Annotated in this window: 25 protein-coding genes; 11 read left to right on the top strand and 14 right to left on the bottom strand. The window is 60.6% G+C overall.

The window, feature by feature from the left end; genetic code table 11:
* Positions 1-150 precede the first annotated feature (150 nt).
* The 4 genes from C2U40_RS15835 to rlmM are packed head-to-tail and all read left to right on the top strand — an operon-like array spanning position 151 to position 3,208.
* On the top strand, positions 151-1,071 hold the full coding sequence (locus tag C2U40_RS15835; RefSeq protein WP_005303519.1) for a transcriptional regulator GcvA: 921 nt from the start codon (positions 151-153) through the stop codon (positions 1,069-1,071).
* Positions 1,064-1,702, top strand: coding sequence for an alpha/beta fold hydrolase (locus C2U40_RS15830; RefSeq protein ID WP_103827251.1), 639 nt, complete (start codon positions 1,064-1,066; stop codon positions 1,700-1,702). The genes C2U40_RS15835 and C2U40_RS15830 overlap by 8 nt, the downstream gene beginning before the upstream one ends.
* Positions 1,703-1,734: 32 nt before the next feature.
* Entirely contained in the window at positions 1,735-2,121 is a 387-nt protein-coding gene (locus tag C2U40_RS15825) for a DUF423 domain-containing protein (protein WP_011705071.1), read from the top strand.
* On the top strand, positions 2,114-3,208 hold the full coding sequence (gene rlmM / locus C2U40_RS15820) for a 23S rRNA (cytidine(2498)-2'-O)-methyltransferase RlmM (RefSeq protein ID WP_016349849.1): 1,095 nt from the start codon (positions 2,114-2,116) through the stop codon (positions 3,206-3,208). The genes C2U40_RS15825 and rlmM overlap by 8 nt, the downstream gene beginning before the upstream one ends.
* A 70-nt stretch (positions 3,209-3,278) precedes the next feature.
* On the opposite strand, the gene C2U40_RS15815 is transcribed toward rlmM, so the two are convergent.
* The 7 genes from C2U40_RS15815 to queF form a co-directional block, all read right to left on the bottom strand.
* On the bottom strand, positions 3,279-3,719 hold the full coding sequence (locus C2U40_RS15815) for a hypothetical protein (protein WP_011705073.1): 441 nt from the start codon (positions 3,717-3,719) through the stop codon (positions 3,279-3,281).
* Positions 3,720-3,840: 121 nt separating this feature from the next.
* The gene (locus C2U40_RS15810; RefSeq protein WP_029303727.1) at positions 3,841-4,848 is read right to left on the bottom strand and encodes an isocitrate dehydrogenase; all 1,008 of its coding nucleotides are present in this window, start codon (positions 4,846-4,848) and stop codon (positions 3,841-3,843) included.
* A 146-nt stretch (positions 4,849-4,994) separates the two neighbouring features.
* Positions 4,995-5,798: a flap endonuclease Xni gene (xni, locus tag C2U40_RS15805; protein ID WP_181014743.1), complete on the bottom strand. Its 804-nt coding sequence runs from the start codon at positions 5,796-5,798 to the stop codon at positions 4,995-4,997.
* A 130-nt stretch (positions 5,799-5,928) separates the two neighbouring features.
* Positions 5,929-7,284 carry a nucleotide 5'-monophosphate nucleosidase PpnN gene (gene ppnN / locus C2U40_RS15800; RefSeq protein WP_011705076.1) on the bottom strand — a complete coding sequence of 452 codons (1,356 nt, stop codon included), beginning with the start codon at positions 7,282-7,284 and terminating at the stop codon, positions 5,929-5,931.
* Positions 7,285-7,434: 150 nt separating this feature from the next.
* Entirely contained in the window at positions 7,435-9,054 is a 1,620-nt protein-coding gene (locus C2U40_RS15795; RefSeq protein ID WP_103827249.1) for a GGDEF domain-containing protein, read from the bottom strand.
* A gap of 90 nt (positions 9,055-9,144) precedes the next feature.
* Complete coding sequence (locus tag C2U40_RS15790) at positions 9,145-11,415, bottom strand: hypothetical protein (protein WP_103827248.1); 2,271 nt, start codon at positions 11,413-11,415, stop codon at positions 9,145-9,147.
* 134 nt (positions 11,416-11,549) lie between these two features.
* Positions 11,550-12,398 (bottom strand): NADPH-dependent 7-cyano-7-deazaguanine reductase QueF, encoded by an 849-nt coding sequence (queF, locus tag C2U40_RS15785; RefSeq protein WP_181014742.1) that lies wholly within the window; start codon positions 12,396-12,398, stop codon positions 11,550-11,552.
* Between the two features lie 157 nt (positions 12,399-12,555).
* On the opposite strand from queF, the gene syd reads away from it, so the two are divergent.
* Positions 12,556-13,104 (top strand): SecY-interacting protein, encoded by a 549-nt coding sequence (gene syd / locus C2U40_RS15780; protein WP_011705080.1) that lies wholly within the window; start codon positions 12,556-12,558, stop codon positions 13,102-13,104.
* Positions 13,105-13,173: 69 nt separating this feature from the next.
* Here syd and C2U40_RS15775 read toward each other — a convergent pair whose 3' ends face one another.
* From C2U40_RS15775 to C2U40_RS15755, 5 genes are all read right to left on the bottom strand, one after another.
* The gene (locus tag C2U40_RS15775; RefSeq protein WP_103827246.1) at positions 13,174-13,959 is read right to left on the bottom strand and encodes a Zn-ribbon-containing protein; all 786 of its coding nucleotides are present in this window, start codon (positions 13,957-13,959) and stop codon (positions 13,174-13,176) included.
* A 3-nt stretch (positions 13,960-13,962) separates the two neighbouring features.
* Positions 13,963-14,259, bottom strand: coding sequence for a hypothetical protein (locus tag C2U40_RS15770; RefSeq protein WP_103827245.1), 297 nt, complete (start codon positions 14,257-14,259; stop codon positions 13,963-13,965).
* An 87-nt stretch (positions 14,260-14,346) separates the two neighbouring features.
* The gene (locus C2U40_RS15765) at positions 14,347-14,583 is read right to left on the bottom strand and encodes a DUF2789 domain-containing protein (protein ID WP_011705082.1); all 237 of its coding nucleotides are present in this window, start codon (positions 14,581-14,583) and stop codon (positions 14,347-14,349) included.
* Positions 14,584-14,640: 57 nt separating this feature from the next.
* Entirely contained in the window at positions 14,641-14,940 is a 300-nt protein-coding gene (locus tag C2U40_RS15760; protein WP_011705083.1) for a DUF3301 domain-containing protein, read from the bottom strand.
* 69 nt (positions 14,941-15,009) lie between these two features.
* Positions 15,010-16,038 carry a DUF3549 family protein gene (locus tag C2U40_RS15755; RefSeq protein ID WP_103827244.1) on the bottom strand — a complete coding sequence of 343 codons (1,029 nt, stop codon included), beginning with the start codon at positions 16,036-16,038 and terminating at the stop codon, positions 15,010-15,012.
* A gap of 261 nt (positions 16,039-16,299) precedes the next feature.
* Here C2U40_RS15755 and C2U40_RS15750 point away from each other — a divergent pair, with 261 nt between their 5' ends.
* The 6 genes from C2U40_RS15750 (at position 16,300) to ptsG (ending at position 22,641) form a co-directional block, all read left to right on the top strand.
* On the top strand, positions 16,300-16,635 hold the full coding sequence (locus C2U40_RS15750) for a YqcC family protein (RefSeq protein ID WP_011705085.1): 336 nt from the start codon (positions 16,300-16,302) through the stop codon (positions 16,633-16,635).
* A complete protein-coding gene (gene truC / locus C2U40_RS15745; protein WP_016349861.1) occupies positions 16,632-17,405 on the top strand; it encodes a tRNA pseudouridine(65) synthase TruC in 774 nt (257 codons plus the stop codon). The genes C2U40_RS15750 and truC overlap by 4 nt, the downstream gene beginning before the upstream one ends.
* Positions 17,406-17,481: 76 nt before the next feature.
* Positions 17,482-17,922 carry a flavodoxin gene (locus C2U40_RS15740; protein WP_103827243.1) on the top strand — a complete coding sequence of 147 codons (441 nt, stop codon included), beginning with the start codon at positions 17,482-17,484 and terminating at the stop codon, positions 17,920-17,922.
* A 528-nt stretch (positions 17,923-18,450) separates the two neighbouring features.
* Positions 18,451-19,725 (top strand): maltoporin, encoded by a 1,275-nt coding sequence (locus C2U40_RS15735; protein WP_010634786.1) that lies wholly within the window; start codon positions 18,451-18,453, stop codon positions 19,723-19,725.
* 183 nt (positions 19,726-19,908) lie between these two features.
* On the top strand, positions 19,909-20,778 hold the full coding sequence (locus tag C2U40_RS15730; protein WP_223924690.1) for a MalM family protein: 870 nt from the start codon (positions 19,909-19,911) through the stop codon (positions 20,776-20,778).
* Positions 20,779-21,210: 432 nt separating this feature from the next.
* Positions 21,211-22,641, top strand: a complete 1,431-nt coding sequence (gene ptsG, locus C2U40_RS15725) for a PTS glucose transporter subunit IIBC (protein ID WP_016349865.1) — start codon at positions 21,211-21,213, stop codon at positions 22,639-22,641.
* A gap of 180 nt (positions 22,642-22,821) precedes the next feature.
* On the opposite strand, the gene C2U40_RS15720 is transcribed toward ptsG, so the two are convergent.
* Together C2U40_RS15720 and dapD are read right to left on the bottom strand one after the other, a co-directional pair.
* Entirely contained in the window at positions 22,822-23,205 is a 384-nt protein-coding gene (locus C2U40_RS15720) for a DUF3461 family protein (protein ID WP_011705091.1), read from the bottom strand.
* Positions 23,206-23,332: 127 nt separating this feature from the next.
* Entirely contained in the window at positions 23,333-24,160 is an 828-nt protein-coding gene (gene dapD / locus C2U40_RS15715; RefSeq protein ID WP_005303473.1) for a 2,3,4,5-tetrahydropyridine-2,6-dicarboxylate N-succinyltransferase, read from the bottom strand.
* Between the last annotated feature and the right edge of the window lie 15 nt (positions 24,161-24,175).

The following is a 24,175-nucleotide window of genomic DNA, read 5'->3' as shown; positions in this document are numbered from 1 at the left end:
TCACAAAAATCACATGTAAACCAACATGGAAGAGAAAAAGTGAGCCATATGACAACGGATTGCGAAGCGAATTATGTTTATTCACTGGTCGACCCGCAACCGACAAATTATAATGCGGCCCATTAGAAAAACTCATCGTCGGCTGGTCTCATGTCTCGTCGTTTACCCCCGCTCAATGCACTGAAAGCATTCGAAGCCGCAGCTCGTCATTTAAGCTTCACCCGGGCTGCGGAAGAGCTTTTCGTGACCCAGGCTGCCATCAGTCACCAGATCAAGGCGCTGGAAGAGTACCTCGGCATCAAGCTGTTTCGCCGCAAGAACCGCTCCCTGCTGTTGACCGAGGAGGGGCAGGGCTACTTCCTCGACATCAAGGACATCTTCACCTCCATCTCGGAGGCGACCGACAAGCTGCTGGCGCGCAGCGCCAAGGGGGCGCTCACCGTCTCTTTGCAGCCGAGTTTCGCCATCCAGTGGCTGGTGCCCAGGCTGGTCAAGTTCAGCGAGCGCCACCCCGACATCGATGTGCGGATCAAGGCGGTGGACATGGACGAGGGTTCGCTCACCGACGATGTGGACGTGGCCATCTATTACGGTCGTGGCAACTGGCCTGGGCTGCGTGCCGACAAGCTGCACACCGAGTATCTGATCCCGGTCTGTTCACCGCTGCTGCTGACCGGTCCCAAGCCGCTGCGTACCCCGGACGATCTGACCCGTCACACCCTGCTGCACGACACCTCACGTCGCGACTGGAAGGCCTGGTTTCGCCAGCTCGACATCGATGCGCCCAACGTCAATCAGGGGCCCATCTTCAGCCACTCCACCATGGTGATCCAGGCGGCGATCCACGGCCAGGGGGTGGCGCTCGGTCACAGCGTGCTGGCCCAGCCCGAAATAGAGGCCGGCCGCCTCATCTGCCCGTTCGAGCAGGTGCTGGTGAGCAAGAACGCCTTCTATCTGGTGTGCCAGGAGCAGCAGTCCGATCAGGGCAAGATAGTGGCCTTCCGCGACTGGATGCTGGAGCTGGTGGAGCAGGAGGAGGCCCGTCGCCGGGCACGGCTGGCCGATGCATGAGGTGATCCGGGAGGGGGCTGTCGATGCCCCCGTCCGCATTCTGCTGGCCCACGGCGCCGGCGCGGGCATGGAGCACGCCTTTCTGGCCGAGCTGTCACGCCTGCTGGCCGGGCCGGACATCGAGGTGGTGCGCTTCAACTTCCCCTACATGAGCAAGCGCGTGCTGGATGGCAAACGCAGACCACCGGACAGGCAACCCGTGTTGCTGGCGCACTGGCGCCAGATGGCGAAGGAGTTTGCTCATCCCCGGCTGTTTCTGGCCGGCAAGTCGATGGGCGGGCGGATGGCGGCCGAACTCTATCAGGATGGCGAGGACGAGATGAATGCTGCAGGATTGCTCATTCTCGGGTATCCTTTCCACCCCCCGGCCAACCCCGACCGCTGGCGGGGTGACGTACTCAAGCAGATCAAGACGCCGACCCTGCTGTTGCAGGGGGAGCGCGATACTTTCGGCACCCGTGCCGAACTGGCTGATTTTCCCTTCTCACCCGCCGTATCGGTCCATTGGCTGACCGATGGTGATCATGGCTTCAAACCGCGCAAGAGCAGCGGGGTGAGCGAGCAGGAGAACCTGCGGCAGGCGGCCGGGCAGATCAAGAACTTCATCGCGACCATCCCGACGCGAACGTGAGGATGGGAAGCGAAACGACGAGGAGGCAAGGGATGCAATTCCATCGACATTGGCTGGTGCTGGCGGGCGTGTTCGGCCTGACGGCAACCCTGCTGGGAGCCTACGGCGCCCATGGTCTGGCGGCCAGCGGGATCGAGCCTTCACGTCTGGCGGCGTTCAATACCGCCGTGCAGTATCAGTTTTTCCACGCCCTGGCCCTGCTGGTGCTGGGGTGGTGCGGTGTGCGCAGCAAGGTCATCACCTTTGCCGGCACCGCCTTCGTGCTGGGGATCCTGGGATTCTCCGGCAGTATTTATGCCATGGTGCTGCTCGGCAGCAAGGGGCTGGGGCTGATTACCCCGGCCGGTGGCCTCTGTTTTATGTTGGGATGGGCGGCTCTGATATGGGCTGGCTGTCGTCTTGGAGGAAAAAATGAATAATCTGCTGCTTTATTGCCGCCCCGGTTTTGAGAAAGAGGCGGCGGCAGAGATCACCGAGCGTGCCAGTAACATGCAGTGCTACGGTTTCGCCCGGGTCAAGGACGACAGCGGTTACGTGATATTCGAGCTGTATGACGAGGAGCAGGCCGATCTGCTGGCGCGCAAGTTGCCGTTCAGAGAGCTGATCTTCATTCGTCAGATGCTGGTGGTGACCCATGAGCTGAAGGATCTGGATCTGTCGGATCGCATCACCCCCATCCTGGAGGCGACCCAGGGTTACGCCATCTGCGGCGATCTGCGGGTGGAAACTGCCGATACCAACGAGGCAAAAGAGCTGTCGGCCTTCTGCCGCAAGTTCACCGTGCCGCTGCGCCAGGCGCTGCGCGGCAACGAGTTGCTGACCAAGAAGGAGACCCCGCACCGGCCGGTGTTCCACGCCTTCTTCCTGGCCAATGATCACGTGTTGCTGGGTTACTCTTACTCCTTCAACAACTCCGAATTCCACATGGGCATCCCGCGTCTGCGCTGCCCGGCCGATGCCCCGAGCCGCTCCAGCCTCAAGCTGGAAGAGGCCTTCTACGTGTTCGTGCCGCGGGAAGAGTGGGACCTGCGCCTCACCTCCGGCATGAAGGCCGTCGATCTGGGCGCCTGCCCGGGTGGCTGGACCTATCAGCTGGTACGTCGCGGCATGATGGTGACGGCGGTGGACAACGGCATGATGGCCCAGTCCCTGATGGATACCGGTCAGGTCAAGCACATCCGCGACGATGGTTTCGTGTGGCGTCCGAGCAAGAAGAACACCTATTGGCTGGTGTGCGACATGGTGGACAAGCCGGCGCGGGTCACCCACATGATCGCCGACTGGTTCCGGGAGAGCGATTGCCAGGAGGCGATGTTCAACCTCAAGCTGCCGATGAAGAAGCGCTACGCCGAGGCGGTGCACAACATCGAGGTGCTGCGTGAGCTGCTCAAGGAGATCGACAACGCCTTCGTGATCCAGGCCAAGCAGCTCTATCACGATCGCGAAGAGATCACGGTGCACGTCTACAACAAGTACTGGGTTTCCAAGCTCTCCGCCAAGGAGTAATTGCTGGCGGTGAGCCACTGACCACAAGGCCGACAACCCACGGGTTGTCGGCCTTGTCATTTCTGCGCCATCAGAAACGGTAATCGAAGCGCAGCGAGGATTCGCCGTCGGTGAGCTTGAGTTCGATGTCGAGCGGGATGGTGCGATCGGTCGGGCTGAACTCCAGCTTCACCCCGTTGCCGCGCAGCTTGATGGAGGTATTCATGCCGGCGGTCTTGAACTTGATCCTGGGTTTGTGCTGCTCGAAGGAGAGGCTCACGCTCTTCTCGGCGGTCAGGTTCAGTTTCTGGTAGGGCGTGACCTGGCTGTTGCCATCGCTGTCGGTCACGACATCCATCCCGAAGGAGAGCGGTTTGGGTGCCTTGAGCAGGTCGTTGGTATCCACGTTGGAGCGCCAGACCTGGCTGGCCTGCTGGGAAGAGGGGGGCAATTGCGGCCAGGCATTCTCGACCGGTCTGTCTACTGCCATGGCGTTGCTGCTGATGAGCAGCAGGGTAACGATAGCGCGCATAATGGATCTCCTTATCCCTTATCTATTGAACATAGTAGCCAATCGACAAAGGGGGGAGAGCACCGCGAGATAAAACAAAGGGAGCCTAAGCTCCCTTTAAAAATCAATATCTTGAGTATGATTACAAACGGTCGATGATGGATTGGGTGAACTCGCTGGTGGAGGCGGTGCCCCCCAGATCCCGGGTCACCCGGTCGCCTGATTCGATGGTGGCGCGTACCGCCTCACGGATCCGTTCGGCCTTGTCCTGCATGCCCAGATACTCCAGCATCTGGATGGAGGCGAGGATCACCGAGGTCGGGTTGGCGATGTTCTTGCCGGCGATATCCGGCGCCGAGCCGTGCACCGCTTCGAAGATGGCGGCGCCATCGCCGATGTTGGCACCCGGTGCCATCCCTAAGCCCCCCACCAGACCGGCGCACAGATCCGACAGGATGTCGCCGAACAGGTTGGTGGTGACCATGACGTCGAAGCGCTCCGGGTACATCACCAGGTTCATGCAGGCGGCATCGACGATCATCTCTTCGCTCTGGATGTCCGGGTAGCGGCTGGCCACTTCACGGGCCACTTCCAGGAACAGGCCGGAGGTGGACTTGAGGATGTTGGCCTTGTGGATGATGGTGACTTTCTTGCGCCCTTCCTGGCGCGCCAGCTCGAAGGCGAACTTGACGATGCGTTCCGCCCCTTCGCGGGTGATGATGCTCATCGCCTCGGCGCTTTTGTTGTCGTCGCTGCGCTTCTGACCGGCACCCGAGTACATGCCTTCGGTGTTCTCGCGCACCGTGATGATGTCGATGTTGTCGTAACGGCTGCGGGTACCCTTGAAGGAGAGCACCGGGCGGACGTTGGCGTAGAGGTTGAATTTCTTGCGCAGGGAGACGTTGATGGAGGTGAAGCCACCGCCGACCGGGGTGGTGAGCGGGCCCTTCAGGCTGACCTTGTTCTTCTCGATGAGATCCAGCGTCGCCTGGGGCAGCAGCTCGCCGTGCTTCTCCAGCGCCACCAGGCCGGCGTCCGCGTATTCGTATTCGAAGTCACAACCGGCGTGGGTCAGGATCTGGATGGCGGATTCGATGATGCTGGGGCCGATGCCGTCGCCCGGGATGACGGTAATTTTTCTTTTTGACATGAGACGTATCCACTTCTAGGGAACAGAGGGGGAGGATTCGGCGGTTTTATACCATTTCTACACCTAACCCTCCATGTTTCTTTACATTCTATCTGTTTTTGTCAACAGCGAGAGTGAGTCCGGTCATGCTTGGCGGTTTCGCTTGCTCAGGCTTCGGGAGCCGGTGGATAGCGGATCTCCCGCAGGTTGAAGCCGAGCGGAATGTCCCGCTGCAGCCGCACCAGCCGTTGGGCCAGCAGGGCCTCATCCTGGTGCTGGCGCAGCTTGAGCAGCGCCTTGGCGGCGTCTTCCTGCTGGCAGGCCGCCAGCAGGCTGGCCAGATCACCGTATTGCTGCAGCAGCTGGGTGGCAGTCTTGGGGCCGATGCCGGGCACCCCCTTGATGTTGGAGCCGCTGATGCCGGTCAGAGCCCAGAAATCCACCAGTTGCGTCGGCGCCACCCCGTATTGCTGCTCGACGAAGGCGGCATCCAGCCAGCGCTTGTTGAAGTAGTCGCGGATCTGGATTTGCGGGCAGATGAGCTGGCAGAACCCCTTGTCGGTGGAGATGATGGTGGCTCTGGCACCGTGCTGGGCAATGCCGCTGGCCAGGGTGGCGATGAGATCATCCGCCTCGTCGGTCTGGGAGAGCAGGGCGTCCACGCCGCACTCCCAGAAGGCATCTTGCAGCTCGTTCAACCCTTCACGCAGCTCGGTCGGCATGGGGGGTCGCCCCTCCTTGTAGGCCGGGTAGACCTCCTTGCGCCAGCTGTGCACCTCGCCGTCAAACACCGCGATGACGTGGGTCGGCTCGCTGGCGGCCAGCAGCTTGCGGCAGGTGTTGATGAGGTTGGCACGGGTGGCGATCAGCGCCTGGGCCGGGGTCAGCGCCTGCTGGGCCTGAACCGCGTGCAGTCGGCGAATGAGATTGAGGGCATCGATGATGAGCAGGTGTGGCCTTGGGTTTGACATGGGGCACTCTTGGCAGTCGGGACGCCCCATTGTAACAAACCAGCGGGCTCGATGGGGGATTGATGGCCGCGGGCATCCCCTGCGACAAAAAAGGGGCGCCATGCGCCCCTCGTTTCAGCTGTGCTGCCCGTCAGCGCACGATTTCGTAGCAGGGCACATACTGGCTGCCCGGCAGCTTCATGCGCTGCTGCTTGACGAAGCTCTCCAGCAGCTTGTCCATCAGGTGCATCAGCTCCTTGTCGCCGTGCAGCTTGAAGGGTCCCTTCTTCTCGATGGCGCGGATGCCTCCTTCCTTGACGTTGCCGGCGACGATGCCGGAGAAGGCACGACGCAGGTTGGCCGCCAGCAGCTGGGGTGGCTGGTTGCGGTGCAGATCCAGGCTGGCCATGTTGGCGTGATCCGGCTCGAACGGCAGTTGGAACTCCGGCTCGATCTTGAGCGACCAGTTGAAGGAGTAGGCATCGCCGACCGATTTGCGGTATTCGCGGATCTTCGGCATCGCCTCTTTCATGACCCGGGCCACTTCCGGGGCATCGCCGACGATGATCCGGTAGAGGCTGGTGGCCGGTTCGCCCAGGGTCGCCTTGACGAAGTCGTCGATGGCGCGGAAGTAATCGGCGCTTTCCTTCGGGCCGGTTAGGATGATCGGCATGGGCTGCCGCTCGTTGGCCGGGTGCATCATGATGCCGAGCAGGTAGAGCAGCTCTTCGGCGGTACCGACCCCGCCCGGGAAAATGATGATGCCGTGGCCAAGGCGCACGAAGGCCTCCAGCCGCTTCTCGATGTCCGGCAGGATCACCAGCTCGTTGACGATGGGGTTGGGCGGCTCGGCGGCGATGATGGAAGGCTCGGTGAGGCCGATGTAGCGACCGTTGCGCACCCGCTGCTTGGCGTGGCCGACGGCGGCGCCCTTCATCGGGCCCTCCATGGCACCCGGGCCGCAGCCGGTGCAGATGTTGAGCTCACGCAGGCCCAGCTCGCTGCCTACCGCGCGGGTGTACTGGTACTCGATCTCGTTGATGGAGTGACCGCCCCAGCAGACCACCAGATTGGGATCGGCGCCCGGCAGAATCGCCTTGGCGTTGCGCAAGATGGCGAACACCACGTTGGAGATGTGGGTGGAGCTGGTCAGGTTGACCAGCCGGTTCGACTCCAGCTGGGTCGACACGTAGAGGATGTCGCGCAGGACGGAGAACAGGTGCTCCTGGATGCCGCGGATGATCTCGCCATCGACGAAGGCGTGCTCGGGGGCGTTGAACAGTTCGAGCTTGACCCCGCGCTCGCGCCGGATCACATGAATATCGAAGGATTTGAAGCGCTCCAGTATCTCTTTGGAGCTGTCGGTATGGCTGCCGGAGTTGAGTACCGCCAGCGAGCAGTTGCGAAACAGTTGATAGATATCGCTGGAGGCGGTTTGCTTAAGGCGGTCCACCTCGAGCTGGGACAGCAAGTCCATGCTGCCGACTGGATTGATGTGCGTAATCATAGGTTCCCCTTTCACTCGCTTGTTATCGTTGTGCTTTTCCCTGGGGAGAAAACGGGATGCCCTGTGGCATCCCTTGGATTTGATAGTAGATGTAAGCGGTGGGGCAGGGGAATAGGGGAAAAGTGCGTTTGCTGCTTTTTTAGTCGCCGATCAGGCCAGATTGACCTGATCCCGACCCGAGTTCTTGGAGCTGTAGAGGGCCTTGTCGGCCCGCTCGAACGCATCCGTGGTGTGATCTCCTTCCCTAAACAGGGTGGCACCGATGGAGATGGTGATCTCGACCCTGGCATCGCGAAAACGGAACGGAATGCTCTTGATGGTCTGGCGCAAGGTCTCCAGCGGCTTCTGGAACTTGTCCGGGTTGATGTTCGGCAGCAGCACCACGAACTCCTCGCCGCCGAAGCGGGCGATGAAGTCGGTGTCGCGCAGGGCACCCTGCAGCGCCTTGGCAACCACCTTCAACGCCTTGTCGCCGGCCATGTGGCCGTAGTTGTCGTTGATGTGCTTGAAGTGGTCGATGTCGATGATGGCCAGGCACAGCGGCGTGTTGTAACGCAGCCAGCGCTTGTATTCGAGCTCGAGCCGCTCGTCAAGGGCTGCCCGGTTGTGCACCTGGGTCAGGCTGTCGAGGAACAGCTTGTGCTTCTGGATGGTGAGCCGCTTCTTGTATTCGGCGGTCTCCTCCTTCATCAGCCGCAGCTTGGCCTCCATGGTGGAGAGGCGGGTCAGCAGGTGGCGCTCGCGGGCGGCCATGGCCTCCCTGTCCTGCAGCAGCAGGTTGATGGCCCCCATGTGACCGGAGATGGCCCCCTTGAGGTCATCAATGGTGTCATGGCTGGCCAGGGTATGGTCGATGGCTTTGAGCTCCCTGTCGATGGCCTTGCGGGTATCCAGGGTGGCGCTTTGCAGGGCGCGCCCCTCGTCGAGGGATTCGGTGAAGCTGAAGTGGACCGCCGAGAGGCTCTCGTTGAGGGTGCTGAGGAACGCCTGGGAGGCTTTGCGCTCCTCGCGGGTGCCCTCGATGATGAGCTCGATCACCTGCAGGCAGATCTCCGCCAGCAGGGGAGGAGTGATGCCATTGAGCAACTGACGGCGAATGTCCGCCAGGCTCTCGCCGACCGCGCCGGCAAAGTCGAGTTCGGTGATGAGCCGCTGCAGCTCGTCGGCGATGTGGGCGTGCACCTTGACGTCAAAGGGGGCGCCCGGCTCCGGCGCGGCAAGGTCGGTGACCGTTTCGGCCTGGTTGCCGGCGGGCGTGCTCTGGGCCAGCAGGGGCTGGGTGGGCAGCAGCTGGATCTTGATGGCCTGCTGATAGAACTCCAGCAGCCGGATCACCTTCTTCTGGTGATCGCCGATGCCATAGCCATCCGGGCTTGCCAGAAATTCCTTGAGGGATTTGCGGGTCTCCTCCGGAAAGCCCTTGAGAGCCTTGAGCTGTTTGCTGCCGAGCTCGATGGCGGACTTGGTCAGGGAGATGGACTCTTCCAGTGCATTGCCGTGCTGCTGCAGCAGCTTCTCGATGACGGCGAGGTCGGCATCGAGGGAGGAGAGCGGCGGGTTGCCATCGAGTTTCTGCTTGAGCTTGGCGAGCTTGTTGTCCAGCTCGCGATCGTGGCCGCGACAGGCCTGCATCAGCTTGGTGATGAACTGGATGCTGCGGGCGCGTTCGGTGTCGGAGAAAGAGACGACGCCGTCAAGCTCCAGCTGTTTTTGCTGAAGGGATTCCCTGAGTCTGGCCAATTGTCCGGCTACGGCAGCGATATCATTCATTATTCAGGTCGCCCTGTTGTCATTATCGTTGTTGTGTTGGATAGCAACAGCGGTCGAACCCAGTTCCAGACCCAGTTGATTATCTATTTGTCATTGATCAACCGGCGCTTTCGTCCGTGAAAGTCGAAGCCAATTAACCCATTGCTTTTCATGAGAAGAATTTACTTTTACCAGTCCCTTGTCAATTGCCATCAAGCAGCATTGCCACACATCCCCATTAAAAAATGCGGCCTGCTGGCAATCGATGGCGGCCAGCTCCAGCCAGACGCTTTGCTGGTGTTTTTCGCTGAGCTGAATGGCTCCTGCCAGGGCCAGATAACATAGGTCGAACAGGCCGTGATGATCGAGGGCGGTGGCCGCCTTGGGCAGGAAGGGGTGGCTGACGATGCCGAGGCTGATGTGGCGATCGAGCGGGTGCTGGCAAGGGAATTCGGCCAGTGCCGCAAGCAGTTCGCGGGCCAGTCGGTGCAGGTCTTCCACATGGCGCTGGGGCACCACATAGAGCAGATGCCCTTCGCGCAGGTCATAGATGCGGCCATCCTGCGGGGTGAGGCCGTTGACGTAGGCGCCGAAGGCCTGCTCTATCTCGCGGCTTACCTGATAACCGTGCTGTTCCAGGCTGTTGACCAGGAAGGGCACCCGAAACAGCAGGTAGTGCAGCTTGTCGTCGAACTCGCTGGTGGGCCGCTCGCTTAAGTACCAGCGCTCGGATTTTTGCTGGCGTTTGGCCATCTCCCGCGGCCAGCGGCTCATCAGTCGCTGCCAGTTGGCCAGCCCGGTGCGTGGCTCGAGCAGCAGCGCCTCGTCCAGCTGTTTGCCCTGCAGACGGGCGACCCGCAGCTTGAGCCAGAGGGTGAAGAACAGATAGATGAACAGGGTCAGCAACAGACCGGTCACCACGCTCGACCAGAGGTAGCGATCCTGCTGATGCTTGCTGGTGCTCAGCTGCTGCTGCAGCTCCTTGATCTGCTGCTCCCGCTCCACCTGGGCGTAGTTGTCGCGGATCGCCTCCTGCTCCAGATCGACCTGCTGCTGGCGGACCTGCTCGCTGCGCTGGTGGAAATTCTTGTAGCTGTCCAGCGCCTGCTGCAGATAGCCCTTCTGCTCGTAGGCCGCCGAGAGCAGGCGGAAGATCTCGAACTGGCGCTGGGCGTCGCCGATCTGGTTGGCCAGTGCCAGCGCGTTTTCCAGCTGCAGGATGGCGATGCCCGCCTCCTTCTGCTTGAGGTGCAGCTCACCCAGCAGCAGCAGGGTGTCGATCAGCGGCTCCTTGTCGTCCCCCAGCTCGTGGGACTGGCGGGCCGCGGTGAGGTAGTTGCGGGCCAGGGTCAGGTTGCCGGTTTCCAGATAGGTTTTGCCTATCTCGTACTTGAGGTGGGCGATGCGGGTGCGGTTGTTGCCCTCGTCCAGCAGATCCAGGGCATTGAAGAAGTAGACCAGCGCCATGTTCATCTCGCCCTGTTCCCGGTTGAGGCGGGCCAGCACGATGAGGGCGTCGCTCAGCAGGGAGGGATTGCCGAGGGCATGGAAGTAGTTGGCCGCCTCGTTGGCGTATTGCAGTGCCTTCTGCGGCTCCTGCTCCTCCTGATAGAGGTTCACTATCTGGTTCGACAGCAGGCCGAGGAACAGCGGATCCTGCAACCCTCTGGCCTGCTGCTGGGCATCGATGTAGTCGCCCAGCGAGAGCTGGGGCTGCTTGAGGGCGTGGTAGAGGTCGCCGCTCACCGCGCTGACCCAGGCGCTGGCCAGCGGATTCTTGGTCTGATCCGCCCAGCGGCGGGCTTCGGCCAGCTGACGCTTGGCCTCGTCGAACTGGTGCGCCTCTATGCTGGCGTTGGTGCGCAGTAGCCGGCTGTACACCTGCAGCTGGCTCTCTTTCAGGCTGGGGGTACTGAGCAGGGTCTCCAGCTGGCCGAGCAGGCCGCCGCTGGCGCCGTGGGAGCGCTCCTGCAGATTCTGGCTGCGGATCTTCAGATATAGGCCGTGGGCCTGCAGCTCCAGTTGCTGCTCTTTGGCCGCCATGGCGATGCCTTGATCGAGGGATTTCTGCGCCGCCTGGAACTGGCCAAGCTGCAGCAGGCACTCCCCCTTGAGCAGGTGGGCACCGGTGGCCTGGGCGGAGGTGCCATAGCTCAGCAGCGGCTCCCGATAGCCGTATTCCTGGCGATTGCTGATGATTTGCTTGGGATTATTGGCCGTGCGGGTGAGGAAGGCGGAGGTGATCTGCACGCATCTGGCGGGATCGGTCAGCACCAGGGTCTGGGCCTGTTGCAGATCGATGGACAACTGCTCCTTGGCCAGATCCAGATCAGGAGCCGACAGGGAGGACATCATCATTGCCAGAAAAAACAGTTGATTCATTGGATTAAGGGCAGCACGGGAGTGAGGGCATGTTATCCAAGCCCGCCCCCGTGCGTCCAGAGTTTACTGACAGATTGCGCGCCGACCCCGCGATCGGGGCCGTGGCAGTGCTGCAGGCCCGGTGGGGTGACGGGTTATTGCCGGATCAGGCGCAGGTTGGCCGGCACCACTTCCCAGTCGCTGCGAAACGGGTTGATGTCCAGGCCGCCGCGACGGGTGTAGCGGGCGTAGACGGTCAGCTGGCTCGGGCGGCAGAAGTGCTTGAGATCGGTGAAGATCCGCTCGATGCACTGCTCGTGGAACTCGTTGTGCTGGCGAAACGAGATGAGGTAGCGCAGCAGTTTTTCCCGGTCCAGCTGTGGGCCGCGATAGTGGATCACCACGGATCCCCAGTCCGGCTGGCTGGTCACCAGGCAGTTGGACTTGAGCAGGTGGCTGTGCAGGGTCTCCTCCACCTCCTGGTTGCCGGCCGCACCTTGCAGCAGGTCGGCATCGAACTCGTAACAGTCCACGGCGATGTCCTGCTCGTCGATGCACTCGCCCGGCAGGGCGGCAATGTGGTGGGGGGCCTGGGCCAGCGGGAACAGAGTGACGCTCACGTCGCTACCGGCGCAGGCGCTCAAGTCCTTGACCAGCATGGCCTGCACCGCTTCCAGTGAGTCACAGCGGGTCTGGTTGAAGGAGTTGAGATAGAGCTTGAACGACTTGGATTCGATGAGGTTCGCGCTGGTGGCGGGCACCGCGACCTCGCCGACGGCGACCATGGGCTTGCCCTTGGCATTGAGCCAGGAGAGCTCGTACAGGGTCCAGACGTCGCAGCCCTGGAACGGCAGCTCGCCGCCAAGGCCGAGGTCGTCGCGGTTCAGGCTGCGGGGCACCGGCTGCAGCAGGGTCGGGGTGTACTGGCTGATGTAGGCCGACTGTTGACCCAGGCTCAGCCCCTGCAGGGCGCTGGCCCCGGCGTATCTCTCTTGTTTGCTCATGTGTGCTGACTCGAACGTTGAATGGGCGATGGCAGAGCATGCGCCCGATGGGGGCGGCAAGGCGGGGAGCGCCGGCTGGCGATCCGCGCTGCACCTTGTCTGCTCATGGCTTTGATGGTGCAATAGCGAACTTTGGCAGCAATTGTGGGGAATTTCGATGTCGGATCAAGTCTTGTCTGCCCTGGAACACTTTTTTTTGCGCTGGCAGCGCGACGGCGAGGCGAGGCGAGGGCTGCCCCTGTGCGAGTGGGAGGCAGACTGGCGCTCCCCCTGCGAGCTGGATGAGCCCAAGGAGGGACGGGTGGCCTGGCGCCCGCATCGGCGCGCCGAGCCCGCCGATTTCACGGCGATGAACGAGGCGCTTGAGCTGACCCTGCATCCGGCCGCGCAGGCCCTGTTTGGTGGCTGGTTCAGCCGCCCTGTGCCCTGCCTCTACAAGGGGTTGCGGCTCGAGTTTGTGCTGCCCTGGAACGAGGCGGATCTCGACTTGCTCAAGGAGAACCTCATCGGCCACCTGTTGATGCTGCGCAAGTTGAAGCGCTCACCTTCCCTGTTCATCGCCACCACCCGCAACGAGATGACGCTGGTGTCGCTCGACAACGAGAGCGGGCAGGTGTGGCTGGAGTGGCTCGACTCGGGCCGTCGGTTGGTACTGGCCCCCTCACTGCCGGCGTTCCTCGAGCGGCTTGAGACTTTGCCGCAATAAACAGCGTCAGTTGCAATGAAAAACGCCTTGCCGACCGGCAAGGCGTTTTTGTTTGGTTCACCGCCGGGCTCAGTCCTTGAAATCCCAGGAGAGGTTGGCGACCAGCCGGCAGGGGTCGCACTTGAAGTCGAAGATCTCGTGCAGGGGCTCGGCCAGCGCCCACTCGCCGCCGCAGCTCGGACAGGGACGGGCTTTCTCCTCGGCCGCACTCCGGCCGCCCACCCGGTAGAGGTAGTAGTAGGTGGGGATGCCGGTGAGGGCTTCCAGCCGTTTGCCGAGATCGCTGCCACGGCGCTGGAGCCGGCTGCCCACCTCGCCGATTTCATGCAGCGCCGCATGCTCGGCGATGGAGCCGTTCATCTGCAGCTGGTCGCACGCCTCCCAATCCTCCTGCCACTTGATGATCTGCTTGTGGTCGCCGTTGGCGACGGCCGGCAGCCGATAGAGCGGGATGGGGGCAAAGTGGTCGCCGCAGCGCAGCGGCGAGCAGGTGTGCAGGAAGCTGGTGTAGAGCAGCATCCAGCTGGGGCGCTCGCCATCATAGCCGCAAGGATCGGTGCTGTCGGAGAGCAGATCCGCCCCCTGCAACTGGAGTTTGGGGGCGAGCAGGCCGGCCTGATTGAGCTGCTGCTCGGCCAGCTTGACCTGCTCGCTCTGGTTGTCCGGGTGCAGGCTGTCCTGCTCCGGGCAGACCACCCGGCTGACGAAATAGCCCTCGTGCATGCTGGTGGGGAATTCCCGGCCGAGGATCTGGCCCTGATAGCGCAGCATGTCGAGGTAGTTGACGATGGCCCGCTCGGCCTCGCCCAGCGAGGTGTCGCGATAGCACTCAAAGCAGAGTTCAAGGATGTACATGGCTCACTGCTTCCCCTGCTGGAGCAGCAGCTCGGTCAGCCGATCCACCTTCTGTTCGAGCCGCTCGAGCCGTTCGGCAAGCTGCAGCAGAGTGGGCTCGGCGGCGGGAGCGGGGGCCATCTGCGCTGTGCTTCCGGCTTCCGGGGCGCTGGCGGGCTGCTGCTTCCACTGGCTCAGCACTTTGAGCAGTTCGGCCATGGGGACGGGCTGGTTGAGGCGGGCCTTGACCATGGCGGTGGAGGGGGTGATCCCTTTGGCGGCCAGTTCATTGGCGATGCGGATGATCTCTTGGGCTGACATGGGACTCCTGCGCAGGATGAAAAGTGGTTCGGGCTGGACGGGCAGAGAGCTTAACCAAAGCGTGGGGCGCTGAACAGCGGGGCTGGGTCAGTCGGGCCGGCGCAGCAGCACGTCCAGTTCGTCGATGGCTTCCGACCAGTCCGCATCGTTCCACAGGGCATCGCGCAGAAAGTCGGCCTGGGCGCGGTTCCAGAAGGGGGCTTCCGGCAGCAGGGTCTGGTTGTCCAAGCGGTGCTCGTGAATGAAGCGGTGCAGGCTCAGCTCGTCGTTGGCCAGCCCCAGCTGGGCAAACAGGGCGGCCAGATCGTGGGTCAGGAATTCCATCTCATCTCTCCCAAGAGGCATTCCTGAACATTATAGGCCCGCCCTGTGGCGGCAGATTTACAGGGTGGGCACCCGGTGGGGTGGCAGCTCGACACCGACCACCTGCAGCCCCTGCATGCGCAGTTGCCCCAGATAGTGGCTCTCGCCATCGCTGGAGAATTCAAACTCGTAATAGGTGAGCAGCCGCAGCGGCTGGTGGGCCAGCGCACGGTGGCTGCGGGCCAGCGACAGCAGTTGCAGGTCGTGATGCTGGCAGTAGCGGCGCATGTATTGCCAAGCAAGCTCGGCCTGACGCCGCTGGTGCCAGAAGGCACCCGCACCGAGGATAAGCAGCAAGATTGCGAACATTTCACCCATCGCGGGCTCCTTCCGGGGTGTGATCCGTGGCGACAGGCGACCCGCCATGGTGGCGGGTCGCCGACATCATCAGGCCGAGGCGAACAGGCGACCGATGGCCTGGCCCAGGGCGTCGCTGCGCTCGGGGTCGCGCAGCCTGGCCAGCATATCATTGCGCAGGGCCGGCAGGGTCACCAGCTCGGCAAATACCTGATTGAAGAACTGGGTCGGCTGCAGGGCCAGCTGTTCCAGGAACAGGCTGAGCAGGCCGGCATCCTTCAGATCGGGCCAGAGCCGGCCGGCGATGGCCAGCAGCAGGGCCGGGCTAGGCTTGGTTTGCAACAGGGTCAGCAGCTTGTTGGTGCGCATGCTGCTGCCGTTGCAGGAGGCCAGTGCCCGGCACAGGTAGGCCAGGGTTTCGTCATTGGGTTCGGCACACTCCTGCTCCTTGCCGATGCGCTCGAACAGGGCGCCCTGCACGGCCGGCGGCAACGGGGCGTTTTCCAGGCTCTGACAGAGGGCGTAGAGCGGCTCTTGCGGCAGTTTTGGCAGCGCTTTGCACACCAGCGCCAGGTTGCGTTCATCCTGCAGCCGCTCAGCGAGATCGGCAAAACCCTGTACGCCGAGGGTCTGCCATCCCTCTGGCGTCGGGGCTGACAGATAGTGGCAGAGCCCCTCGAAGTAGGTCGAGGGGGCCTGTTCCAGCTGACGGGCCAGTTTGGCGTGCAGGCTGGCCATCTTGGCCTCGGCCGGGCGGAAGGTGTAGGGATTCTCCGCCAGACGCTGGGCTTTCTCTTCATCGAGCTCGCCGGTCAGTTTGTAGCCCAGGGTTTCCACCACCTGATCCATGAAATGTTTGGGGCCGCTGGCGATGAGCAGACCGCGCTCGTCGAGGGCAAACTTGAGAAACCACAGGTAGTGACGGGATTCGGCCGGCTGGAAGAAGTGGACGCCGAGCCAGGCGTGCTGCTGCAGGGGCCAGGGGTAGGGCTCCTGCTGCTGCTCGATGCGCTCGAAGGTGTCGCTTGCCAGTGGTCGCACCTGGCGGCCCATGTCGAACAGTTGAAACTGGGTGTCGGCCTGGGTCAAGAATTCGGTCAGCGTATTGATGGTGGACATGAGGTGATCCGGCTAAGGGTGATGCGGGCCGATTATAAGGAGGTTGCACAAGATAGCCAGTGGGGCGCGCCGCCCGGCATCTGGCCCGGTACGCAGGGGCGGGAGCCGCCGTGGTTCTTCGTCCGTGTTGTCGGCCGCAAGGGGCATGGCAGAGGATAGGGGGGAGGGTGTATAGTAACGCCCTTTTTTGCAAAGTTCGGCCTGCCGCCAGCGACACAGGATTGGCGGCGGACGGTGTGTGGTGATGAGGAAGAGAACGCAATGAATCAATATCTGCTGGTAGCCGGCCTGTTGGGTGAACTGACCGCCGAGCTGCAACGTCTGGAACGCTGGCAAGCGGCCCATCCGGGTGAAGAGGCCCTGGCCAGCGAGCTGCCATTTTGCGTCGATACCCTGAGCTTCGATCAGTGGCTGCAGTTCGTGCTGATCCCGCGCATGGAGCAGCTGGTGCTGCTGCAGGCGCCGCTGCCCAGCAGCGTCTCCCTCTACCCCATGGCCAGCGAAGTCTACAAGGAGGAGCTGGCGGAGGTCGAAGCCCTGCTGCGCCTGATCGCCCGCTTCGATCTGCTGCTCTCCGGCAAAGTGGTTGAGCAATGATGCGTGAGCAGGCACAGGAAGAGAACGCCTTGCAACTGACCCTGCTTTATCAGGATGACTGGCTGGTTGCGGTCAACAAGCCCTCCGGCCTGCTGGTGCACCGCAGCTGGCTCGACAAGGCCGAGACCCGTTTCGCCATGCAGATGACCCGGGATCTCATCGGCGGTCGCCACGTCTACCCGGTACACCGGCTCGACCGGCCCACCTCGGGAGTGCTGCTGTTTGCCCTCGATCCCGCCGTGGCCCGTACCCTGACCGAAGCCTTTGCCGCCCGTCAGGTGCACAAGGAGTATCTGGCGCTGGTGCGCGGCTGGGCCCCCGAGCAAGGGCTCATCGACTATCCGCTCAAGGAGCAGCTGGACAAGATCGCCGATGCCATGAGCGACCCGGATCGTCCGGCCCAGGAGGCGGTGACCGCGTTTCGTCGCCTGCATCAGGTCGAGCTGCCCCATGCGGTCTCCAAGAAACACCCCACCAGTCGCTACAGCCTGGTTCGGCTGTTCCCCAAGACAGGCCGCAAGCATCAGCTGCGCCGCCATCTCGATCATCTGTTCCACCCCATCGTCGGTGACACCACCCATGGCGATGGCCGCCACAACCGCTTCTTTCGCGAGCATTATGGTTGCGATCGCCTGCTGCTGGTGGCTCGCACCCTCAGCTTTGAGCACCCGGTGTTGAAGGTGCCGATGCGGATCCAGGCACCGCTGGGGCAGGAAGTGCTGCAGCTGTTTGCCGAACTGGGCTGGCCCGCCAGCGAGAGCGACTACTGAGGCTGACGATCGCGGGGTGTTGCCCAAGCTGTTGCTGTGGCATGCTGGGCATCCATGTTGGTCAAAGGGGTCCGTGATGGCGCAGATAGACATAGTGGTGGGTACCGTATACGGTGCGGCCATGCTGGTGGCCGAGACGCTGGCTGCACAGCTGGCGCAGGCGGGGCACGGCTGCCAGGTGTACGAGGAAGCCGAGCTGGCAGATCTGGATGCGAGTCGATTCTTGCTGGTCATCACGGCGACCACGGGGCAGGGCGATATTCCGCCCAATCTGCAGCCATTGGCCACCGCCCTGGCTGACCGGGCCCCCTACATGAAAGGGTGGCGTTATGCGCTGGTCGCCATGGGAGACAGCAGCTACGAGCATTTCTGCGGTGCCGGTCGTCACCTCGATGCGCTGTTGCAGGAGCTCGGTGCCAGCCCTCTGCTGCCCCGGCTGGAGATAGATGCCACCGTCGACGATGAGCCGGAAAAGGTGGCGCTAGCCTGGCTCAATGGCTGGCTAAATAAACTGTAGCGATCGCCCGTTTTTATCCTTTATTCATCCCCGCTCAGCCCGTCTGGCGGGGATGTTTATTTTACGGTAATCAGCAGTCTCAACTGACCATATTTGCCCGATATTTATCCGGTTATTTTCCACGCCATCCCCGCTTTGCTCAGCGATTTATTTCGGGGGCAGCCGACATGCCTCAAATTTAAAAGTTCCCCATTGAAAGCGATCTCAGTCATGTTTTTGTCATCAATTTGAATATTTATGACTTATTCATCGAAGCGAATTAATGGTTGGTAGCGGTTTCATGGTGGATCTTTTCGCTTTTACTCCTGTGTGGGTGGTGAGTTATTGCATAGTTCGGTTGATTATCATCGTACAAAACCCTCCACGGCCAATGCTGGGCGATTTGTCGCCATTTTGTGAATCAGCTCATGTTTGTCCCGAAATTGGCTACCTATAATCGGCCTCGGTTATCACCTAAACGTTTTTATGGTGATAAGAACTTGGATATTCAGGATCACACTCCTCTCAGCGGGAATAAGGAAAATGAAAATGAAAGCAAAGTGGCTCCCGATCGCTGCAGCAGTAACCGCAGCCCTGGCTTCCCAAGCCGCCTTCGCCGTTGATTTCCACGGCTACATGCGTTCCGGTGTCGGTACTTCCGATAACGGCAGCCTGCAAACTTACAGCAAACAAAAAGTCGGTCGTCTGGGCAACGAAGCCGAGACCTACGGCGAAGTTCAGCTGGGTCAAGAGGCTTACAACAAGGATGGCAAGTCCTTCTACGTAGACTCCATGTTTGCAATGGTTTCCGGTCAGCAAGGTCGTGACTGGGAAAGCACCAGCGGCAGCGATGCCGACTTTGCACTGCGCCAATTCAATGTGCAAGCCAAGGGTGTGCTGGGTTTCGCACCGGAAGCCACCCTGTGGGCTGGTAAGCGTTACTACCAACGTCACGACATCCACATCTCTGACTTCTACTACTGGGATGTGTCTGGTGCCGGTGCTGGTGTAGAAAACATCCAGGCTGGTCCGGGCAAGCTCTCCTTTGCATGGCTGCGTAACGACCCGTGGGAAGATTACGATCAGTTTGTAGGTGGTGTGGGTGTCGACAAACGTGTAGATACCGACGTACTTGACCTGCGTTATGCTGGTATCCCGCTGTGGAAAGACGGCTCCCTGGAGCTGGGCTATGACTACGCCCGTGGCAACCTGACTGATGAACAGAAAGCTGCTCTGGGCAGCAAAGATTACGAGAAAAACGGCCACATGCTGACCGCCGAGCTGACCCAATCCATGCTGGGTGGCTTCAACAAGACCGTGGTTCAGTATTTCGCCGATGGTTATGCCTCTCAGGCTGTTGACTACGGTAGCGGTTCTGGCAGCGGCCTGAGCCAATCTGCCGCCAAGGGCGATGGCTGGCGCTTCATCAACTGGGGCGTGCTGCCGGTTGGCGACAAGGTCGAGTTCGGTCACCAGCTGGTTTACGGTACTGCCAGTGACATCGACAATGACAGCGCTGACAAGGACACCTTCTCCGTTGTCGTTCGCCCGATGTACAAGTGGAATGACACCATGAAGACCATCGCCGAGCTTGGCTATCACCATGACAGCTACAAGCCGAACAATGGTACCGAAACCAGCACTATCGGTAAGAAATACACCCTGGCTCAGGCTTGGTCCGCCGGTTCCAGCTTCTGGGCCCGCCCGGAAATCCGCGTATATGCTTCCTACCTGGATTCTGACGGCCAGTTCCGCCCAGATGCCAATGGCGTGAAGCAGGACGACTCCTGGAACTTCGGTGTTCAAGCTGAAGCTTGGTGGTAATCTGTTGACGTCATGACTGCAAGTGCCCCCGCATGACGGGGGCTCTTTTTTTTACAACTCGTTTCTTAGGGTCACGCGATGAGATATTCCAGATTAGCCTTGACTGTATTCTGTTCTGTTGTGCTGGGTGGGTGCGCCACGTTGGAAACGACGGTAGCGCCGACTCAGGAGTTCAAGTCCATCATGGGAAATCGCGACGTTGCGATGAGCCAATTGGCTACGGTTGGCAGCTGCTGTCGCGATGTCTCCAGTCTGCCGTTCCAGGACATACAACCGGGCGCAACCAAGCTTATCCCCATTGATGGCAGCTCCCCCGTTTACGCTTTCAGCGAAGGGAAAAGCCACTTTGCCGCCTTCCGGTTGCCGGTCAACTCCGGTGACCTGCGCATCACGGTTGATGGCTTGATCGACAAATCGCTGTTCAACCCGACCGTCTTGATGCTGGATTCCAAATTCAATGTGACCCGCAAGTTGGGCAGCGACGTGTTCAAGTACGAGCCTGCACGCATGCTGCAAGGGGATCGCATGGAAGCCGTGTTTACCGTGGATCGCTCCTATGTTGGTAACCCCAATAACGAAAGTTACATGGTGATCTACACAGACCAGAGCGGTCTGGACAAAACAACCACCATCCTTAGCCCTTCCAAGCTGATGACCAAGTCGCTGGGGGTGGTTGATTATGGTGAAAAAGACCCCGTCATTCCGCACTCCCCCTGGGGCGTGGTCAGCCTCTCTGTGGAGGACTTGAGTGGTGTCAAAACCGAGAGTAACTATTACAAGCCTGTCTATCAGGATGTGATTGATGCCAACACCCCGGTAGTCAACACGGCACCAAACAAGCTTGTCGTGCCTCTGGCGACCGCCGGCGCAGTCAAGAGCAGTGCCCCCATGCTGAGCGAAACCGAGGCCTTCTATCAATCCCAGATCGAAAAAGCGGTGAAAGCCGGTGATATCGACAAGGCGATGCAACTGGTCAGCGAGGCGGAGCGGGCCGGTTCGACCAAGGCGAAATCGGTCTTTATTGATGCGGTCAAGCGTTCCCAAAAGGGCTGAATATTGCCCGGTCTTTAAAAGATAATATTTATTTGAGGCCTCCCTTGTTGGAGGCCTTTTTAATCGGTAGACTAAAATAGAAAAAACAGCAAATGGTTACATTAAGTTACAATGCGTTTCGTTGGGTATTAATTTGATTGGCTAAAATACAATACGAAACAGCACTTTTCATATTTATGGCTTAGCATGAAGATGCCGAAATATATCTGTAATTAGCTGAAAATTCCCGCCGAAATTATCTTGTGATCTCCCCTCCAAATTTTTTATTCGCTTACCCCTGATGGAAGATATTTGCGATCTGCTGGGTTATATTCAGCTGGTCAAAATAAACAAACCCGCGTCGAATTCATGCCGATGAGAGATGATGTTGATGATCGTCTATAAATTGGACTGAAGCGTCTACGGTAAGACATTCCATTCAGGAGCGCACACATGTTAAAAAATGCTTTCTCTAATCTGCAAAAGGTCGGTAAGGCGCTGATGCTGCCAGTATCGGTCTTGCCCGTTGCAGGTATTCTGCTGGGGGTGGGTGCTGCCCACTTCAGCTGGTTGCCGGAAATTGTCTCCCAATTGATGGAGCAGGCCGGTGGTTCCGTATTTGGTCAGATGGCCCTGCTGTTCGCAGTGGGCGTGGCCCTCGGCTTTACCAATAACGACGGCGTATCCGGTCTGTCAGCCATCGTTGGCTACGGCATCATGGTCGCCACCCTGAAGGTCATGGCGCCTGTGATGGGCGTTGAGACCATCGAAACCGGCGTCCTGGGCGGTATCCTCGCCGGTGGCGTGGCCGCATGGGCGTTCAACCGCTTCTACAAGATCCAGTTGCCCGAGTATCTGGGCTTCTTCGCCGGCAAACGCGCCGTGCCCATCATTACCGGTTTCGTCTCCATCGGCCTGGGCGTGATCCTGTCCGTCATTTGGCCGCCGGTGGGTGCTGCCATCGGTGCCTTCTCCGACTGGGCTGCCAACCAGAACCCGGTACTGGCCTTCGGCATCTACGGCGTGGTTGAGCGCTCCCTGATCCCGTTCGGTCTGCACCACATCTGGAACGTGCCTTTCTTCTATCAGGCTGGTACCTGTGTCAACGCTGCCGGTGAAACCGTACACGGCATCATGACCTGCTTCCTGACTGCTGACGACGCTTCCCGCGCTGCCGGCAACGGCTTCGGTCAGCTGGCCGGTGGCTACCTGTTCAAGATGTTCGGTCTGCCTGCCGCCGCGTTTGCCATCGCGCACTCCGCCAAGCCGGAAAACCGTGCCAAGATCGTAGGTATCATGGCCTCTGCCGCCCTGACCTCTTTCCTGACCGGTATCACCGAGCCGATCGAATTCTCCTTCCTGTTCATCGCGCCGGTACTGTACGCCATCCACGCCGTGCTGGCTGGTCTGGCCTACGTGCTGACCAACTCCCTGGGCGTGGTACACGGTCACACCTTCTCCAACGGCTTCATCGACTTCGTGGTGCAATCCCCGCGTGCCGATCACATGCTGCTGCTGGTGGGTCTGGGTCTGGTCTATGCCGTCATCTACTACGTGGTCTTCACCGTGGTCATCCGTGCCATGAACCTGAAAACCCCAGGTCGTGAAGACGAAGCGGCCGAAGAGAGCGTTGGCCAGAGCAAGGACGAGATGTCTGCCGCACTGGTCTCTGCCTTCGGTGGCAAAGAGAACATCGCTTCGCTGGACGCCTGCATCACCCGTCTGCGGGTCGGTGTGAAAGACGTGGCCAAGGTTGACCAGGCTGGTCTGAAGAAACTGGGCGCTGCCGGTGTGGTAGTGGCAGGTTCCGGCGTACAAGCCATCTTCGGTACCAAGTCCGACAACCTGAAAACCGACATGGACATCTGGATGAAGAGCAACTAATCCTGTTGCCTGAATACCAGAGTTGTCGAAAAGGGAGGCACAAGCCTCCCTTTTTGCTGGGCGTCATAGGGCAGCCGGATGCGGTGCTGCATGTTTCGACCGACGCGCTATCAATGTTGCCATCGGTCTTCAGCTCAAAGAAAAAGGCGCCCATGGGCGCCTTTGCTGCATCAGACCGGTTTAGAGCTTTTCCAGATCCCGCTCGATTTCGCTGATCTTGTTCTGCACCACTTTTTCCAGGTGGCGCAGGTCACGCAAGATCTTCTGCTTGATGTCCGGGTCGGCCTGTACGTGCACGCCCTGGGTCAGGTTGTCGAGCTCATCCACCACGTACTTGAGATTGGCGTTGATCTCGGTGACATCCTTGTACTCGTGGGTGCCCGAATCGACCAGCATGGTCTTGCGCTGGCGCGGATATTTGAACTTGACGCTCTTGGCGAAGAACTCGCCCTTCTGTTTCTTGAAGTAGATCTTGAGGATGTCGTGATTGGCTTCCTGGCGCAGGGTATAGCTGTCCACTGAGGTGGGTTCCTGGATCCCCAGGCTCTTCAGATTCTCGTACATCGGGCTTCCTCGGTTTGAAACGATCCTGACCAATCTATCTTAACCGAGTCGGTGTGGCTTGCCTGTGACAGGGGCGCCAAAATCAAAAGGGCGCCATCAGGCGCCCTTTTAAATCACCGCAAACTGTTTACTCGTCGATGGAGCGCAGCAGGGCGTTGATGCCGACCTTGGCGCGGGTCTTGGCATCCACCTTCTTGACGATGACGGCGGCGTACAGGCTGTACTTGCCGCACTTGGAGGGCAGGGAGCCAGAGACGACCACCGAGCCGGCCGGGACGCGGCCGTAGTGGATCTCGCCGGTTTCACGGTCATAGATGCGGGTGGACTGGCCGATGAAGACGCCCATGGAGATGACGGAGCCCTCTTCCACGATCACCCCTTCCACCACTTCGGAACGGGCACCGATGAAGCAGTTGTCTTCGATGATGGTCGGGTTGGCCTGCAGCGGCTCCAGTACGCCGCCGATGCCGACGCCGCCGGAGAGGTGCACGTTCTTGCCGATCTGGGCGCAGGAGCCCACGGTAGCCCAGGTGTCGACCATGGTGCCTTCATCGACGAAGGCGCCGATGTTGACGTAGGAGGGCATCAGCACGGTATTGGGGGCGATGAAGGAGCCTTTGCGGGCGGTGGCCGGCGGCACCACGCGCACACCGGCAGCCTTGAACTGCTCGGCGCTGTAGTCGGAGAACTTGAGGGGAACCTTGTCGTAGTACTGGGCGTCGTCACCCTTGATGATGCCGTTATCATTGATGCGGAAGTAGAGCAGTACCGCCTTCTTCAACCACTGATGTACCACCCACTCACCGGCAATTTTCTCGGCGACGCGAGCCTTGCCGGAGTCCAGCAGGTCGATGGCTTGCAGGATGGCGGCCTTGGTGGCGGCATCGACGGAGCCGGGAGTGATGGAATCACGGCGCTCGAAGGCCGCTTCGATGATCTGTTGCAACTCGGTCATGACAGGTTTCCTTTA

It is taken from the genome of Aeromonas sp. ASNIH4 (assembly GCF_002934425.1).
GTDB classification, from domain to species: domain Bacteria; phylum Pseudomonadota; class Gammaproteobacteria; order Enterobacterales; family Aeromonadaceae; genus Aeromonas; species Aeromonas hydrophila.
Note: the sequence above shows the minus strand (reverse complement) of the source record. Positions and strands in the feature narration are given on the sequence as shown.

Bases quoted from the DNA above. Each gene is read 5' to 3' on its own strand.
- C2U40_RS15835 (WP_005303519.1), top strand. From the start codon at position 151: ATGTCTCGTCGTTTACCCCCGCTCAATGCACTGAAAGCATTCGAAGCC.
- C2U40_RS15830 (WP_103827251.1), top strand. From the start codon at position 1,064: ATGCATGAGGTGATCCGGGAGGGGGCTGTCGATGCCCCCGTCCGCATT.
- C2U40_RS15825 (WP_011705071.1), top strand. From the start codon at position 1,735: ATGCAATTCCATCGACATTGGCTGGTGCTGGCGGGCGTGTTCGGCCTG.
- rlmM (WP_016349849.1), top strand. From the start codon at position 2,114: ATGAATAATCTGCTGCTTTATTGCCGCCCCGGTTTTGAGAAAGAGGCG.
- C2U40_RS15815 (WP_011705073.1), bottom strand. From the start codon at position 3,719: ATGCGCGCTATCGTTACCCTGCTGCTCATCAGCAGCAACGCCATGGCA.
- C2U40_RS15810 (WP_029303727.1), bottom strand. From the start codon at position 4,848: ATGTCAAAAAGAAAAATTACCGTCATCCCGGGCGACGGCATCGGCCCC.
- xni (WP_181014743.1), bottom strand. From the start codon at position 5,798: ATGTCAAACCCAAGGCCACACCTGCTCATCATCGATGCCCTCAATCTC.
- ppnN (WP_011705076.1), bottom strand. From the start codon at position 7,284: ATGATTACGCACATCAATCCAGTCGGCAGCATGGACTTGCTGTCCCAG.
- C2U40_RS15795 (WP_103827249.1), bottom strand. From the start codon at position 9,054: ATGAATGATATCGCTGCCGTAGCCGGACAATTGGCCAGACTCAGGGAA.
- C2U40_RS15790 (WP_103827248.1), bottom strand. From the start codon at position 11,415: ATGAATCAACTGTTTTTTCTGGCAATGATGATGTCCTCCCTGTCGGCT.
- queF (WP_181014742.1), bottom strand. From the start codon at position 12,398: ATGAGCAAACAAGAGAGATACGCCGGGGCCAGCGCCCTGCAGGGGCTG.
- syd (WP_011705080.1), top strand. From the start codon at position 12,556: ATGTCGGATCAAGTCTTGTCTGCCCTGGAACACTTTTTTTTGCGCTGG.
- C2U40_RS15775 (WP_103827246.1), bottom strand. From the start codon at position 13,959: ATGTACATCCTTGAACTCTGCTTTGAGTGCTATCGCGACACCTCGCTG.
- C2U40_RS15770 (WP_103827245.1), bottom strand. From the start codon at position 14,259: ATGTCAGCCCAAGAGATCATCCGCATCGCCAATGAACTGGCCGCCAAA.
- C2U40_RS15765 (WP_011705082.1), bottom strand. From the start codon at position 14,583: ATGGAATTCCTGACCCACGATCTGGCCGCCCTGTTTGCCCAGCTGGGG.
- C2U40_RS15760 (WP_011705083.1), bottom strand. From the start codon at position 14,940: ATGGGTGAAATGTTCGCAATCTTGCTGCTTATCCTCGGTGCGGGTGCC.
- C2U40_RS15755 (WP_103827244.1), bottom strand. From the start codon at position 16,038: ATGTCCACCATCAATACGCTGACCGAATTCTTGACCCAGGCCGACACC.
- C2U40_RS15750 (WP_011705085.1), top strand. From the start codon at position 16,300: ATGAATCAATATCTGCTGGTAGCCGGCCTGTTGGGTGAACTGACCGCC.
- truC (WP_016349861.1), top strand. From the start codon at position 16,632: ATGATGCGTGAGCAGGCACAGGAAGAGAACGCCTTGCAACTGACCCTG.
- C2U40_RS15740 (WP_103827243.1), top strand. From the start codon at position 17,482: ATGGCGCAGATAGACATAGTGGTGGGTACCGTATACGGTGCGGCCATG.
- C2U40_RS15735 (WP_010634786.1), top strand. From the start codon at position 18,451: ATGAAAGCAAAGTGGCTCCCGATCGCTGCAGCAGTAACCGCAGCCCTG.
- C2U40_RS15730 (WP_223924690.1), top strand. From the start codon at position 19,909: ATGGGAAATCGCGACGTTGCGATGAGCCAATTGGCTACGGTTGGCAGC.
- ptsG (WP_016349865.1), top strand. From the start codon at position 21,211: ATGTTAAAAAATGCTTTCTCTAATCTGCAAAAGGTCGGTAAGGCGCTG.
- C2U40_RS15720 (WP_011705091.1), bottom strand. From the start codon at position 23,205: ATGTACGAGAATCTGAAGAGCCTGGGGATCCAGGAACCCACCTCAGTG.
- dapD (WP_005303473.1), bottom strand. From the start codon at position 24,160: ATGACCGAGTTGCAACAGATCATCGAAGCGGCCTTCGAGCGCCGTGAT.